Genomic DNA, 14,349 nt, shown 5'->3' with positions numbered 1-14,349 from the left:
CCAAGTACTGCGTACCGTGGGGATGTGCGTGACCATCTACCACCTGGCCTGCCGCCGGATCCCTTCGCCGGAGACCCCTCCGACCCGTCTGCCGCGCTCGATGCGATCGAGCCCGGTGAGCCGTTGGATCCTCATGAGCGCCTAGCGGTCGAGGAAGATCTCGCAGACCTCGCCGTATACGAAGCCCTGCTGGCCCACCGCGGCATCCGCGGCCTGGTCGTCAGCTGTGAGGATTGTCGGCAAGATCACTACCACGACTGGGACATGCTGCGGGCAAACCTGCTGCAGCTACTCGTCGACGGCACCGTCCGTCCGCACGAGCCCGCCTACGATCCCACTCCCGAGGCTTACGTCACGTGGGACTACTGCCGCGGTTACGCGGACGCGTCGATGAACGAGGCGTTCCACGGCGACGGGTTCGACGGGTTCGACAACTGAGCTCCGGCGGCGGCTCAGCACAGCTGAGCCTGTCGTAAGGCCCCGCTCCCCCGCTCCGGTCACGCGTGCGTGGGGGATGACGCGGGCCCGTACCGAAAACGCACCCCGAAAACGACGAAGGCCCCGAACCTGTTCGGGGCCTTCGTCGTTGGTTCAATTCATCGTTGCTCGGAGATCGTCGCTCAGGACGACGGCACAATCGGCGGCGCGGGCACGATCGTCGCCGCGGACGGCACCTGCAAGGTGGGGGGCACCGTCGGGGGCAGCGTTGCCGACGTCGGGACAACCGTCGGGGCCACCGTCGGCACGGTCACGACCGGCGGTGGTTCGACGATGGTCGTCGGCGGCGTCGTCGGATCGACTGTCACCGGCGGTTGGGTCACCGGCGGCTGGGTGGTCACCGGCGGCTGCGTCTGCTCGACCGGCGGAACCAACGGCTTGGTCTCCGGGCCCGGCGTCTGCATGATGACCGGCGGCTGGGTGGCCGGATCGGTGGTGCTCTGGCCGGGAGCTGTCGGTGCCACCGGCGCGGTGGTGCCCGGGTTGGTCGTCGGGGGGACCTGCACGGCAGAAGTCGGCTTGCCCGCTTCGGACGTGACCGGCGGCAACTGCGCGCCGATCTCCGGCGCGACCTTCAGCAGCTGATCACGAAGCAGGTTCCAGCGCGCGATCAGATCCTCGCGCTTGCCCTTGTCGTCGACCTGGCCCGCGTTGGCCGAAGCCTGTTCCAGCCTGGCCTTCGCCTGTTCGGGATTGCCCGAGGTGAGCAGGTTCTGTGCGGCCAGCAGATCCTCGTCGGCGTACTGCACGACGGTGGACTGCGCCTGCTCGCTGAACACGACCTCCTTGACCCGCCACAGCGGATCGCCGGGGGCCGCGCTGTAAGCGAAGGCCGTGATACCGCCGAACACCAGCGACAATGCCGCTGCTGCCCCGAAAATCGGGCGGACCAGCCGTAGACGTCCGCGCGAGGAAGCTCCGACTCGAACCTGCCGCGCGCCGATCTCCTGATTGACTGCCGCGAACACGGTGTCCAGATCAGGGCCCGCGGGCATCGGCTCGGCCAGAAGGTCGGCCCGCCAATCCGCGAGTAGCGACGCCAGCTGGAACTCCTCGGGACTGTCGGTACGCACCGGACCATCGCTCGAGATCGCGTCGATCAGCGCGTCATCGCTGCGCACCGCCGCAATGTCGACCGGTCCGGAGTCACCGGCATCCTCGGCGGCGTAGGGACCGCTGTCGTGCGATCCGCGCTGCCAACTTCTCCGGTCGCCTAGACCGCGCTCGCCATCCCTAGCCATACATTTCACCTGCCCTCGCCACTTGTGACTTCAGTTTCGCGAGTGCCCTGTGCTGGGCAACCCGTATCGCCCCCGCCGTGCTGCCCACGGCGACTGCGGTTTCCTCTGCTGACAGACCCATGACCAAGCGCAGGATCAGGATTTCTCGATGCTTCTCGGGGAGCGTTGCCAGCAGAGTGTTCATCTGCCTGCTCGTCTCCGAGTCGAGAGCCCGCTGTTCCGGTCCCTGGTCGGTGGATATGACATCTGGTACTTCGGCCATCGCCTCCGCCTTGTTACGGGCGGCGTTGCGATGGGCGTCGGCGACCTTGTGCGAAGCGATTCCATACACGAAGGCCATGAAGGGCCGACCCTGGTCCTGATAGCGGGGCAGGGCGGTCATCACAGCCATACAGACCTCTTGCGCAACATCGTCCGCGGAGAGCTGTCCGCGCTCCGCGGCTCCGATCCGTGCCCTGCAGTAGCGAACCACCAAGGGACGGACCAGTTCCAATACCCGAGCTAAAGCGGTCCTGTCGCCCTGCGCAGCCGCAGCGACGGCGAGGTCCAACTCTTCGCCCATATGCGTCATCGTCAGAGATTTTCCTGGCGTTACGAGTGGCGCGGTCGAATGTGACCGAGCTTCCACCGAAAAGGCGGAACGGACTAACAATAGCGACCCCCGGATCGGCCGCCAGCGGGCGTGGTCGCTTCTAACGGACCTCTCAGGAAGATCATCCGCAGCGAATCACGCACCCAGCGGGGCGATGTCGCCACCCAAGGCCCGTAGACGGGCGCCATGATCTGCGGCTTCGTTCGCCGCGGCGCGCGCGTGTGGCGGTGCGGCGACTCCCGAGCGCAGCATCGCGGTGGCCCAGCGCAGTGGCAGAAGGCCGTTTTCGCGGCAGCGCGCGTCGACCCGGTCTGCCAGTTCCGCGGACTCGGCGATGGCACCGGTCGCTGCGGTCGCGGCCGCGACGAGCAGTGCCGATTTCACCTGGTGGCGTACCGAGTGCAGCGCCGCGGCGAGGTCGGCGGCCGCGACCGCCTCGCGCAGCGCTGCGCTCGCTTCGCCGCCGGCGAGCGCGGTCTCGGCGCGCACCCAATGCCAGCGCACCTCCGCTCGCGGGGGCGCGTCGGCGAGCAGTGACCGCACGCGGCCGAGCAGTTTGTGGGCAAGGCGGAGTCGGCCGGTGCCCAGCGCGTCGGCGGCCAGGCCCGTATACGCGTCGGCGAGTGCCTCGGCGCGGGCCGCCCCGGTGGCGCCGAGTGCGATCGTCGCGGCGCGGCCGTCGAACGCTGCCGCCGCCGCGTGGTCGCCGAGCTGGCGCAGCAGCGATCCCCGGGTGCTCTCGACGAGGGATTTCAGGCCGGGATCCGTCACGGTTCGAGCCAATACCAGCAGGTCAGCACGGGCGGCGGCGTAGCGGCCCTGCCCGCCGAGCGCGACCGCGCGGTACCACCGCGACAAGGGGTCCGCGGGCTCCGGCAACTCCGCAGCGGCCAGGCCTGGAGTGGGGCCGAAGGCAGTCGAAACGAGTATTTCGGAACCGATATCCGCGGGTGAGGCCTTTGTCTGCACGACGAGACTCTAGCCGCCACCGGTCCGGGGAGGTTCGCGTGTTATGACGCCCGAACGCCTATCCAGCAAACAAACAGCATTTCCCTCGAGTGCCGATGTTGCCATCAGGTAAATCTCCGCTCCCCGATGCCGCTACCGCAAAGTCTCGAATTCACATGCGTTCCGCGCAATTAACCTTCGCGCCCCGTTTACGCCATCTATACGCAGTCCACCCGCGGGGACCGCTGTGATCCAACACACTCGCGCACGAGGAGCGCCGCCGGCGCGAACCCGGCCCCGACCGGCGCGACCTGGGAAAATCGAGGGCGCAGGAGAGACAGGAAGACACCCGATCCATAGCCAACCAAACAGTATGGAGGGATCGGGTGTGAAATGTAAATAGTGAGTAGGTTAAATTTCAGCGTTGCAGATTTACTGAACTCATGCGCCGAACTATTGACGGAAATTCCCGCCTGCACCTAACGTAGCTCATCGCCACGGTTGGCGCCGCGCGAAATCGCAGCGACCTCCGAGCGGCACCGTCAGGCACCGTCGAGCCGGCCACCCATCATCGGGTGGCGCGAAGACCTGCCGCACCACTCGCTCGACAACGCCGACGAGCTCGCGCCTCAAGGAGTTCCCATGCCCATGCCCACCCACCTCCCCGGACCGAACGCCGATGTCTGGGACTGGCAGATGCGTGGCTCGTGCCGCGGTCAGGACTCCGCGGTCTTCTTCCACCCCGACGGCGAACGCGGCCGTGCCCGCACGGCACGCGAGATGCGCGCCAAGGAGATCTGCCGGGCCTGCCCCGTCCTCATGCAGTGCCGGACCCATGCCCTCAAAGTCAGCGAGCCCTACGGCATCTGGGGTGGCATGTCCGAGACCGAACGCGAGATGCACGCCCGTCGCAACCGGCGCCGGATGGCCGTCTGAGACCCCACCGAGCCCGTCTGCCGGGGTTGGCAAATCTGTTCCAATCCGCTGACCGTGGCGCGCCGAATCCCTAGCAAACAGCTGGCACCCGAATAAAGACACCCCCGGTCGCGGGGAGGTCATAGCCGCGGGCTAGATTCGTGACCGATGACACAGAATGGGTTCCGAAGCGAAGCCTTTCCACCGAGCGTGGATTCTGCGGTTACCGCACGCGCGGCCGAAGGAGTCGAGCTAGCTGCACTGCTGGAACGATGCGGTCTGTCCGACCAGCAGGCCTTTGCCGAGCTGTACGACCGAACGTCTGCGCGCGTTTTCGGCCTGGTCCTGCGGGTGCTCCACGACCCCGGGTACGCGGAGGAGACCACTCAGGAGGTCTATCTCCAGATCTGGCGTACCGCCACGAGTTTCGACCCCGCCAAGGGGTCGGCGGTGACCTGGCTGATGACGCTGGCACACCGGCGCGCGGTCGACCGGGTTCGCGCCGAGCAAGCCCACACCCAGCGCGAGGTCGCGTACGGGATCCGGGTGCTCGGCCACGAATTCGACGAGGTCACCGAGGAGGTGGAACGCAGACTAGAACAACAGGCCGTCCAGCGCGGACTCTCGACCCTCACCGAGACCCAGCGCGAGGCGATCTCGCTCGCCTACTACGGCGGGCGGACCTACGCGGAGGTAGCTCAATACCTCGGCATCGGGTTACCGACCGTTAAGTCCCGAATTCGGGACGGATTGACACGACTGAAGAAAAGTTTGGGGGTGACGTGAGATGAACGAAGCCCAGATCGATCTCGCGCACACCGTCGCGCTCGGATTGATCGACGACGAAGACCATCACGCGATCCAGACCATCATCGATACCGAAGACCCAACCCTGTGTACCGAGTTCCTGCGAGAGCTTCGCTGTACCCGCGCAGTGCTCGCCGAACTCGCGTCCGCAACCCCCACCCCACCGCCTCCGTCGCTGCGTGACCGTTTACTGGCCGCGCTCGATGCCGAAGATCCGCCGGTAGCCAGCTAGCGGACAACGAAAGGCCCCCAGATCGCGCTCGCGATCCGGGGGCCTTCGTTGTTCATCGCTCAGTGCGAGTGACCGTGATGCCCGTGGTCGTCGTCGGCCTCGGCCGGCTTCTCCACGATGGCGCTCTCGGTGGTCAGGATCATCCGCGCGACCGAGGCGGCGTTCACCACGGCGGAGCGGGTCACCTTGACCGGGTCGACGACACCGTCGGCGAGCAGGTCGCCGTAGGTCAGGGTGGCGGCGTTGAAGCCTTCCTTGCCCTCGGAGACCTTGGCGACGACAACTGCACCGTCGAGACCGGCGTTGCTGGCGATCCAGTACAGCGGCGCCTCGAGGCCCTTGCGAACCACCTCGACACCCACAGCCTTGTCGCCGGAGAACGAGTCACGCAGCTCGACCAGCGCGGCAGCGGCGATAACGAGTGCCGAACCACCACCGGGGACGATGCCCTCCTCTACCGCGGCCTTGGCGGCGGCGACCGCGTCGTCGACACGGTACTTGCGCTCCTTGAGCGCGGTCTCGGTGGCAGCGCCGACCTTGATCACCGCGACGCCACCGGCCAGCTTCGCCAGACGCTCTTCGAGCTTCTCGCGATCCCAGTCGGAGTCCGAGGCCTCGATCTCGCGACGCAGCTGCGCGCTGCGGCCCTTGATGTCCTCGTCGGAGCCCCCGCCGTCGATCAGCACGGTCTCGTCCTTGGTGACGACGACGCGACGCGCCTGACCCAGCTGCTCGATGGTGGCCTCGCGCAGGGTGACGCCGAGATCGGGGTTGATCACGGTGCCACCGGTGACGACGGCCAGGTCGTCGAGGAACGCCTTGCGACGGTCACCGAAGAACGGTGCCTTGACCGCGACGGCCTTGATGGTCTTGCGGATCGAGTTGACCACCAGGGTGGACAGCGCTTCGCCGTCGACGTCCTCGGCCACGATCAGCACGGCCTTGCCGGACTCGGCGATCTTCTCGAGCAGCGGCAGCAGATCGGGCAGCGAGCTGATCTTGTCGCGGTGCAGCAGGATGTAGGCATCCTCGAGCACGGCCTGCTGGGTCTCGGGATCGGTCTGGAAGTAGGGCGAGAGGTAGCCCTTGTCGAACTGCACACCCTCGGTGATGACGAGTTCGGTGTTCGTGGTCGAGGACTCCTCGACGGTCACGACGCCGTCCTTGCCGACCGTGGTGAGGGCCTTGCCGACCATCTCGCCGATTTCCTCGTCACGCGAGGAAACGGTGGCGACCTGGGCGATGGCCTTCTCGCCGGAGACGGGGGTGGCCAGCGCGAGCAGCACCTCCGACACCTTCTCGGCGGCAGCGGCGATGCCCTGGCCGAGGGTGATCGGGTTGGCGCCCGCGGCGACGTTCTTCAGGCCGCCGCGCACGAAGGCCTGAGCCAGCACGGTGGCGGTGGTCGTACCGTCGCCCGCGACGTCGTTGGTCTTGGTGGCGACGCTCTTGACGAGCTGTGCGCCGAGGTTCTCGAAGGGGTCCTCGAGGTCGATCTCACGCGCGATGGTGACACCGTCGTTGGTGACGGTCGGGCCACCGAAAGCCTTGGCCAGCACCACATGCCGGCCGCGGGGGCCGAGGGTCACCTTGACGGCGTCGGCCAGCTTGTCGACACCGCGTTCCAGAGCCCGGCGAGCCTTTTCGTCGAACTCGATCTGCTTGGGCATAGAGGATTCAACTCCTGTTCGTGAACGCAATCCGCCCCGGGCCTGTGAAGACGCCGGGGCGGAACGCTGATGCGGCGTTGGCCTTACTTGGTGACGACGGCCAGGATGTCGCGCGCCGAGAGGATGAGGTATTCCCCACCCTGGTACTTGATCTCGGTGCCGCCGTACTTGCTGTAGATGACGACGTCGCCTTCCTTGACGTCGACCGGGATGCGGTCACCCTTATCGGTGACGCGGCCCGCTCCGACGGCAATGACGGTGCCCTCCTGCGGCTTCTCCTTGGCCGTGTCCGGGATGACCAGGCCGGAGGCCGTCGTCGTCTCGGCCTCGTTGGCCTGGACGAGGATCTTGTCCTCGAGCGGCTTGATGTTCACGCTCGCCACGTTGAGCCCTCCACTTTCAGGGGAAATTCGGTTGTCCGGAACTGGTGTCCCGGACCGGTTTCGGTCAGCTCGCGACCCTGCGCACAGCCCCGTCGTCGCGGGTGCCGGAGCCGAAGCCCAGAAGTCGACTTGGCACAAGTACAGCTACACAGTGCCCAACTAGTACGTGCCGACTAGCACTCTATACGCGAGAGTGCCAGCACTCAAGGTCGGGTTCTGCCGATGTCGCATTCTCGACACGCCCACACTGGCCAGTGATCTTCACATCGCCTGCCACAATCTGTAACGTTCGCATAACAGGCTGTGACATAGCACAGGAAGGCGCCATCCGCTCGGAGAGCACCATCAGCTTGAAGGGAGGTGAACATGCGAACATCCCTCGGCATCTCGGCCGGGAACGAGGTGGTGTGCTCGGCACTGGTCGCTACGGGGCCCGCGGGCGAGCAGACTTTCGACTACCGCGTAGTTTCCGCCGATGAGGCACATTCCGACCTCGGCGATCTCGTGGCGTCCTCGATCGAATTGATGACCATCCAGTTACCGGTTTCCCAGGCCGTGATGGTAGGCGAACCGCTCGGGCGCTATTCCGGCGGCGGCCGTCGCGCCGAGTCGGCCCGTTCGCGGCCACCGACCAGCGTCGCCGTCGCCTACCGCAACAAGGAACAGGCACAGGCCATTCGGGCCGCCTGCGCCCGCCACCGTGATCTGCGGTTGGTCACCGAGGGCGCGGCCGCCCTGGCCTACCTGCGCCACACCGGACTGCTCGACCGCTACGCCACCGTCGCCGTGATCGACCTGGGCGCAACCGGACTCACCGTCACCGTCGCCGATTACACCGAGAACGTGGTCCTGCACAGCGAACGGACGCCGACGCTGAGCGGCAACGCGATCGACGAGCTGATCTACCACCACCTGGTGGACCTGCACTACGCCCGTCGCGGCACCAGGCCCAACCGCACCACGCTGACCAATCGCGGCCGCGCCGCCAAGGAACACCTGTCGCTGGCACCCGTGGTCACCGTCGATCACGTCGCGGGGCAAGGGCTCGAGCTCACCCGCCCCGATTTCGAGGAGCTCATCGGCGGCCTGCTGCGCAATATCGCGCTGTTCTCGGCGTCGGTGTTCACCCGTGCGCCGAAGTACCCCGACGCGGTCGCCGTGATCGGCGGGTGCGCCAATATCCCTTGCGTCATCGACATTCTCGACTCGCGCCTCGACGTGCCCGTGCTCACCGTGCCCGACCCGGAGGCGGTGATCGCCAAGGGTGCCGCGCTGGTCGCCGATGCCGCGGCACCGTCCGGACTGTCCGGCGGCGCGGCCACCGACGCACCGAGTGGCACCTTCGTCAAGGTCGTCGGCACCCTCGTGGGCGCGGTGGTGGTGGTCGGTCTGGTGATCGGCTACGGCGTGCAAGCCGTCACGCCCGATACCCCCGATGTCACTCCGGCCGGTACTAGCAGCACCGTGCGTCAATCCCCCTTACCGTTGGTGCCCTCCCCGGCACCCACCCCCGCCAATCGTCAGAGCACCGAGCGCACGGGCACCACCAACGCCCCACCCGCCATCGAAGCAACCCCCGCGGTCACCAACGGGGCGCCGACCACGAACGCCCCCAACCCGTCGGCGCCGAACGCGACAACGGCTCCCACCCTGCGTCCCGACCCGAATCTCCCGCAGATCCCCTACCCCGAGTCCCCCCTCGGCACCGTGGACAGCGGCTCCTCCGGCGGCGGCAGGCCACAACGCCCCTCCACCCCCAACTCCGTTCCGGCGCTCCGGGTATTCAGCGAGTAGCTCGCTGTCGGCCTGGGTTGCGGCGCTATCCCCGCAGAGCGCTCACAGAAACCGGCAGCCCCGGATCCGTCGCGACAGTCAGAGCGGCGGGTTGCGCACCCGCCGCGATCACATGCGCACCCAGCGCCGCGATCATCACACCGTTGTCCGTGCACAGCCGCGGCTTCGGCACGCGAAGCGTCAAACCCGCGGCAGCGCAACGCTCTTCGGCGAGCGATCGAATGCGCGAGTTGGCGGTGGCACCGCCGCCGAGCACAATCGTGTCGACACCGATATCGGTGGCCGCGCGCACGGCCTTCATCGTGAGCACATCGGCGACCGCCTCCTGAAAGGACGCGGCGATATCGGGAATCGGCAGCTGGTCGGGCGTGATGCCCTGACGCTGCGCGGCCTCGACATAGCGGGCTACTGCGGTCTTGAGGCCGGAGAACGAGAAGTCATAGCGCGCGTCGCGTGGCCCGGTCATGCCACGAGGAAAGGCGATCGCCCGCGCGTCACCCGAGGTGGCGGCAGCGTCGAGGGCGGGCCCGCCGGGATAGCCGAGACCGAGCAGCCGCGCGACCTTGTCGAACGCCTCCCCCGCGGCATCGTCGACGGTGCTGCCGAGTTCGGTGATCGGCTCACCCAGATCCGTGACCTGCAGCAGATGCGTGTGCCCACCGGAAACGAGCAGCGCCACCGCGGGCGGCATCGGCCCGTGCTCGAGCGTATCGACCGCCACATGCCCGCCGAGGTGGTTGAGCGCGTAGAACGGCACATCCCACGCCGCCGCATAGGCCTTGGCCGCGGCCACTCCCACCAGCAGCGCACCGGCCAGCCCCGGCCCGATGGTGACGGCGAGCGCGTCGGGCTTGCTGATTCCCGCGGTCGCCAGCGCCCGGCGCATCGCGGGCACGATCGCCTCGAGATGGGCGCGCGAGGCGATCTCGGGCACCACGCCCCCGAAGCGCGCGTGCTGGTCGACGCTCGAGGCGACCTCATCGGCGAGTAGCTCGACGGAGCCATCGGAATGCCGGCGCACGATGCCGACTCCCGTTTCGTCGCACGAGCTTTCGATCCCCATGACGATCACGACAATGCCTCGTTCCGCTGGTCGCCCGCCGCCCGGTCGAATCCGGCGACGATCACGACAACACCTCGTCCTGCCGACCCCGAGCGGCCCATTCATCGGCCGCGGCGGTCAGTTCCGGGCGCCGCATCGTATAAGCGTCGGCACCGCTGGGGTGGTAGTAGTTCTTGCGCAACCCGATGATGTGAAAACCGTGCTTGGCGTACATCGCGATGGCGGGTGCGTTGTCGGTGCGCACCTCGAGAAACACCGGCCCACCACGTTCGGCCGCGGTGGCCAGCAACGCTTCGAGCAGCAGCGTGCCGATACCGCCCCGATGACATTGCGGGTCGACGCCGATCGTGTGCACCTCGGCCTCGGGATGGGCGTCGTCACCGAGCAGCGCGATGCCCGCGTAGCCGACCATCATCCCGTCGGCATCGCGCGCGGTGATGTAGCGATTGTGCCCACCGGCCAGCTCGGACCGGAACGACACCGCCTGCCACGGGTCGTCCTCGGGAAACAGCAGGTGCTCCAGTTCGACGCAGCGGTCGATATCGGGCAGCGTCATGGGAGCGATCAGGTACTCGGTCACGGCACTCACGCCCCGGTCCGGTCGAGGGTGCGGAAGCTGTTCTCCACCGCATCGGGCCTACGCAGATACAACGGCACCAGCGCCGCCGGCACGTCTCCGGCCAGTAGCGCGGGCGCGGCGACGATGACCAGCCCGGCAGGCGACGGCGTCTCGCTCGGCAGCACCGGTAGATCGAAATAGTCGACATGCGCGGCCGACCCGGCGATCACCGCGGCCTCACCGACCGGCACGTCGGCAGCCTTGTTCACCTCGGGACCGGCGACTCGCACCCCGTTCAGATACTTGGCCCAGTACACCTCACGCCTGCGCGCGTCGGTGACCACCAGCAGTTCGCCGGGATCGCGCTTCTCACCGAGGGTGTCGGCGGCGATCGCGTCGAGACTGCACACCCCGTGCACGGGTAACCCGAGCGCGTCACCGAAAGCGGCCGCGGTGGCCATTCCCACGCGTAGCCCGGTGAACGGTCCCGGTCCGAGCCCGACGACGACCGCGTCGAGCTCGTCGCGGCGCACCCCCGCCTCGGCCAGACACTCCAGGATCTGCGGGGTGAGAACCTCGGCGTGCGCGCGGGCATCGACCTTCACGCGGGCAGCGAGCGTCGCCACGGCGGGCCGGGTGCCGGGTTCACCGGCAGGTGACAGGTGCACCAATCCCGCTGTAACGGCGGGTGTCGCGGTGTCGACTGCTAGTACGAGCATGATTGTCTCAACAATACCGGGTGGTATCGGCGCTCGGCGCGCACCGGTGCGCGGGTGATCGCGCGTTATTCGATCCATTCCCAGATCGCCGTGCGCACATCGGATTCCGGCTCCCGGGCGAGTTGCACTCGCAGATGCCGGTCGGCGAGGTGTTCGACGACCCCCCTGCCCCATTCCACGACGACGACCGCGTGATGCAGGTCGGTGTCGAGGTCGAGCGAGTCCAGTTCGTCGAGGTCGCCCGCGAGGCGATAGGCGTCGACATGAACCATCGCCACCCCGGGCGTGCCGTCCGGGCGCACCCCGGCCTTGTGCGCTCGCGCGATGATGAACGTCGGCGAGCTGACCCGCCCCGCGACACCGAGTCCGGCGGCGATTCCCCTGGTGAGCGCGGTTTTCCCGGCGCCGAGCGGGCCGTCGAGAACGACCAGATCACCCGGTCGCAGGGTGGCCGCCAGTTCGCGGCCGAACGCTTCGGTGTCCTCGACCGTGTCGAGGACGCGCTGGTGCGGGTCAGCCACCGACGGCCTCCTCGCCGCGTGTGCCGATGATCCCCGCGCGCGCCAGCAGCCGGTCGAGTGCGGCCAGGCTCACCTCCGGGAACTGCAGGTGCGGCATGTGCGCCGCCTCACGCACCCGGACCAGCTCGCTGCCCGGCAGTTCCGCCGCCAGTGCGCGGGAGTTGCGGAAGGGGATCACCACATCGTGCGCGCCGCCGAGAATCAGTACCGGCAGTTCGCTCAAGACCGGCAATGCGGCCGATTCATCGTGCAGCTCAATCGCTTTCAGGAACTTTTCGATGGTGCCGACCGGTGTGCGGTCGATCATCATCGTGGTGAATCGCGACAGGGTCGGGCTCACCGGGCCGTGGAACGAGCTGACGTGCAGGATCGGCGTCACCACCTGCTTGCTCGCGCTGCGGCTGAACTGCACCAGCGTCGGCGCCGTTCGCGCCGCCAGCCGGAACCCGTCGACCGCGGGATGCCGGATCAGTTGCGAGATCCCGGTCGAGGTCACCTCCGCGGCCGCGGTGCTCAGCAGCCCGACCGCGCGCACCCGCGACGCGAACAGCTCGGGGAACTGCGCGGCGGCCGCGAGCACCGCCATCCCACCGAGCGAATGCCCGACCAGCACCACCGGCCCGGTCGGCGCGCACTCGCGGATGACACCTGCGAGGTCGCGGCCGAGCTGGGCGACCGTGCAGCTCTCGGTGCTCGGCGAGCCGGAGCGTCCGTGTCCGCGCAGATCGAAGAAGACCATCCGCAGCCGCGACCCCCACTGCTGCGCGAGATCGCGGCGCTGGAAGTGGAAGGACTCCATGCTGTTGCAGAATCCGTGCACGAAAACGATCGTGACCTCGGCGGAATCGTCACCGAAGGTGCGGGTGGCCAGCGACACACCGTCGTCGGCGAGCACCACCCCCGGTTCGTCCTCGTCGATCAGGGCGAAGTTCTCCTCGCGATATTCGTCGCGTTCGGCAGGCCAGATCACCCGCGCGCCGATCTGGCGCAAGGTATGGGCGATGGCGAGCCCCGCGAGCAGCCCCGCGGTCGCTAGGCCGCCGCGGATCACCGAGCGCCGGGTCATCGGCCGGTCCCCACGTAGCGGCGGACCGTACGACCCCGCGGTGCGCAGACGACCTCGTAGTCGATGGTGTCCAGCGCCCGCGCCCAGTCGAGCGCGTGTGGCTGTCCCGCGCCGCCGCCGAACAGCACCGCACGGTCGCCCTCCCGTACGCCGCCCGCGTTGTCGCCGAGGTCAACCATGAACTGGTCCATGCACACCCGCCCGACATTACGGTGTCGTGCCCCGCCCAACCACACCTCGAAACGGCCACTCAGCGACCGGAATACACCGTCGGCATACCCCGCGGGCACCAGGGCGATCGTCGTATCGCGCGGTGCGACCCACCGATGCCCGTACGACACGCCCTCCCCCGCCGACACTTGTTTCACCAGCGCGACCTCCGCTTGGAACGTCATCGCGGGCTTCAACCCGAATTGTCCGAGCTCGGGGATGGGCGAGAGCCCGTACACCGAGATACCGGGCCGAACCATGTCGAAATGCAGATCAGGCCTGGTCAACGTGGCCGCCGAATTCGACAGATGCACCAGCTCGGGTTCGAGCCCGTGCTCCTTGGCCAGCGCGATCGCCTCGACAAACCGTTCCCGCTGCCGGTCCAGCATCGGGTGCCCCGGCTCATCGGCATGCGCGAGGTGGGAGAAGATCGCCCGAAACCGCACCACCTGCCCGTCGACGAGCCCCCGCAAAGCCCGCAAGACCTGCGGATACTCCGTCCCCGACACCCCGTTGCGATTGAGCCCCGTATCAACCTTCAACGTCACCGTCGCCGTCTGCCCCACCACCAGCGCGGCCCGCTCCACGGCCCGCAACTGCGCCAGCGAAGACACCCCGATCTCGATATCCCCCGCGACAGCCGCCGCGTAATCAGCATCAACAGTATTGAGCCAACAAAGAACAGGCGCGGTAATCCCAGCCGCCCGCAACGCCAGCCCCTCGGCAACCGTGGTCACCCCCAACTCCCGAGCCCCCGCCCCCAACGCCGCCCGAGCCACCTCCACCGCACCATGGTTGTACCCGTCAGCCTTGACCACCACCATCACAGCGGCCCCCTGCGCGTACTCCCGCAACACCCGCACATTGTGAGCAATAGCATCCAAGTCGACAACAGTCTCCACTTGCGCATTCACACCCCCAATCCTGGCAGGACCACCTCCAAAGAAATCACGCGGGCTATCCCCCGAACCCCGCCACCACCCGCACCCCCAACCACAACGCCCGCCCCAAATCCGCCATGACCGCACTCCCAACCCCCGCACCCCCAACCACAACGCCCGCCCCAAATCCGCCATGACCGCACACCCAACCCCCCCACAACCCACCCCAAGGGAGGGACGGCCAAGAAGA

At 67.7% G+C, this 14,349-nt stretch carries 16 protein-coding genes; 5 read left to right on the top strand and 11 right to left on the bottom strand.

The window, feature by feature from the left end:
* Positions 1 to 24 precede the first annotated feature (24 nt).
* Positions 25 to 438, top strand: a complete 414-nt coding sequence (locus ACFWPK_RS31355; RefSeq protein WP_022567296.1) for a DUF5319 domain-containing protein — start codon at positions 25 to 27, stop codon at positions 436 to 438.
* 182 nt (positions 439 to 620) lie between these two features.
* Here ACFWPK_RS31355 and ACFWPK_RS31350 read toward each other — a convergent pair whose 3' ends face one another.
* The 3 genes from ACFWPK_RS31350 to ACFWPK_RS31340 form a co-directional block, all read right to left on the bottom strand.
* A complete protein-coding gene (locus tag ACFWPK_RS31350; RefSeq protein WP_378921925.1) occupies positions 621 to 1,739 on the bottom strand; it encodes an anti-sigma-D factor RsdA in 1,119 nt (372 codons plus the stop codon).
* Positions 1,732 to 2,310, bottom strand: a complete 579-nt coding sequence (locus tag ACFWPK_RS31345; protein WP_378921924.1) for a sigma-70 family RNA polymerase sigma factor — start codon at positions 2,308 to 2,310, stop codon at positions 1,732 to 1,734. The genes ACFWPK_RS31350 and ACFWPK_RS31345 overlap by 8 nt, the downstream gene beginning before the upstream one ends.
* 156 nt (positions 2,311 to 2,466) lie before the next feature.
* Complete coding sequence (locus ACFWPK_RS31340; protein ID WP_378921922.1) at positions 2,467 to 3,300, bottom strand: hypothetical protein; 834 nt, start codon at positions 3,298 to 3,300, stop codon at positions 2,467 to 2,469.
* A gap of 621 nt (positions 3,301 to 3,921) precedes the next feature.
* Between ACFWPK_RS31340 and ACFWPK_RS31335 the strand changes: the two genes are divergently transcribed.
* From ACFWPK_RS31335 to ACFWPK_RS31325, 3 genes are all read left to right on the top strand, one after another.
* A complete protein-coding gene (locus tag ACFWPK_RS31335) occupies positions 3,922 to 4,215 on the top strand; it encodes a WhiB family transcriptional regulator (protein ID WP_022567299.1) in 294 nt (97 codons plus the stop codon).
* A gap of 147 nt (positions 4,216 to 4,362) precedes the next feature.
* Entirely contained in the window at positions 4,363 to 4,980 is a 618-nt protein-coding gene (locus ACFWPK_RS31330; RefSeq protein ID WP_378921921.1) for a sigma-70 family RNA polymerase sigma factor, read from the top strand.
* 1 nt (position 4,981) lies between these two features.
* Complete coding sequence (locus ACFWPK_RS31325) at positions 4,982 to 5,233, top strand: hypothetical protein (RefSeq protein ID WP_378921919.1); 252 nt, start codon at positions 4,982 to 4,984, stop codon at positions 5,231 to 5,233.
* A gap of 59 nt (positions 5,234 to 5,292) precedes the next feature.
* Here ACFWPK_RS31325 and groL read toward each other — a convergent pair whose 3' ends face one another.
* Positions 5,293 to 6,903 (bottom strand): chaperonin GroEL, encoded by a 1,611-nt coding sequence (gene groL, locus ACFWPK_RS31320; protein ID WP_378921918.1) that lies wholly within the window; start codon positions 6,901 to 6,903, stop codon positions 5,293 to 5,295.
* Positions 6,904 to 6,986: 83 nt separating this feature from the next.
* Complete coding sequence (groES, locus tag ACFWPK_RS31315) at positions 6,987 to 7,286, bottom strand: co-chaperone GroES (protein WP_056818214.1); 300 nt, start codon at positions 7,284 to 7,286, stop codon at positions 6,987 to 6,989.
* Positions 7,287 to 7,652: 366 nt separating this feature from the next.
* Here groES and ACFWPK_RS31310 point away from each other — a divergent pair, with 366 nt between their 5' ends.
* Positions 7,653 to 9,080, top strand: coding sequence for an Hsp70 family protein (locus tag ACFWPK_RS31310; RefSeq protein WP_378921916.1), 1,428 nt, complete (start codon positions 7,653 to 7,655; stop codon positions 9,078 to 9,080).
* A 25-nt stretch (positions 9,081 to 9,105) separates the two neighbouring features.
* Here ACFWPK_RS31310 and tsaD read toward each other — a convergent pair whose 3' ends face one another.
* The 6 genes from tsaD to alr all read right to left on the bottom strand — a co-directional run bounded on the left by tsaD (position 9,106) and on the right by alr (position 14,141).
* Positions 9,106 to 10,152: a tRNA (adenosine(37)-N6)-threonylcarbamoyltransferase complex transferase subunit TsaD gene (gene tsaD / locus ACFWPK_RS31305; protein ID WP_378921914.1), complete on the bottom strand. Its 1,047-nt coding sequence runs from the start codon at positions 10,150 to 10,152 to the stop codon at positions 9,106 to 9,108.
* A 52-nt stretch (positions 10,153 to 10,204) separates the two neighbouring features.
* On the bottom strand, positions 10,205 to 10,699 hold the full coding sequence (gene rimI, locus ACFWPK_RS31300) for a ribosomal protein S18-alanine N-acetyltransferase (protein WP_056819219.1): 495 nt from the start codon (positions 10,697 to 10,699) through the stop codon (positions 10,205 to 10,207).
* 29 nt (positions 10,700 to 10,728) lie between these two features.
* The gene (tsaB, locus tag ACFWPK_RS31295) at positions 10,729 to 11,421 is read right to left on the bottom strand and encodes a tRNA (adenosine(37)-N6)-threonylcarbamoyltransferase complex dimerization subunit type 1 TsaB (RefSeq protein ID WP_378921912.1); all 693 of its coding nucleotides are present in this window, start codon (positions 11,419 to 11,421) and stop codon (positions 10,729 to 10,731) included.
* 65 nt (positions 11,422 to 11,486) lie between these two features.
* Entirely contained in the window at positions 11,487 to 11,942 is a 456-nt protein-coding gene (gene tsaE, locus ACFWPK_RS31290; protein WP_378921911.1) for a tRNA (adenosine(37)-N6)-threonylcarbamoyltransferase complex ATPase subunit type 1 TsaE, read from the bottom strand.
* A complete protein-coding gene (locus tag ACFWPK_RS31285) occupies positions 11,935 to 13,008 on the bottom strand; it encodes an alpha/beta fold hydrolase (RefSeq protein WP_378921909.1) in 1,074 nt (357 codons plus the stop codon). Before ACFWPK_RS31285 ends, tsaE begins: the two co-directional genes overlap by 8 nt.
* Positions 13,005 to 14,141, bottom strand: coding sequence for an alanine racemase (alr, locus tag ACFWPK_RS31280; RefSeq protein ID WP_378921989.1), 1,137 nt, complete (start codon positions 14,139 to 14,141; stop codon positions 13,005 to 13,007). The genes ACFWPK_RS31285 and alr overlap by 4 nt, the downstream gene beginning before the upstream one ends.
* Between the last annotated feature and the right edge of the window lie 208 nt (positions 14,142 to 14,349).

The organism is Nocardia sp. NPDC058519 (assembly GCF_042719755.1).
Taxonomy (GTDB): domain Bacteria; phylum Actinomycetota; class Actinomycetes; order Mycobacteriales; family Mycobacteriaceae; genus Nocardia.
This window is presented reverse-complemented; position numbering and strand designations above follow the sequence as displayed.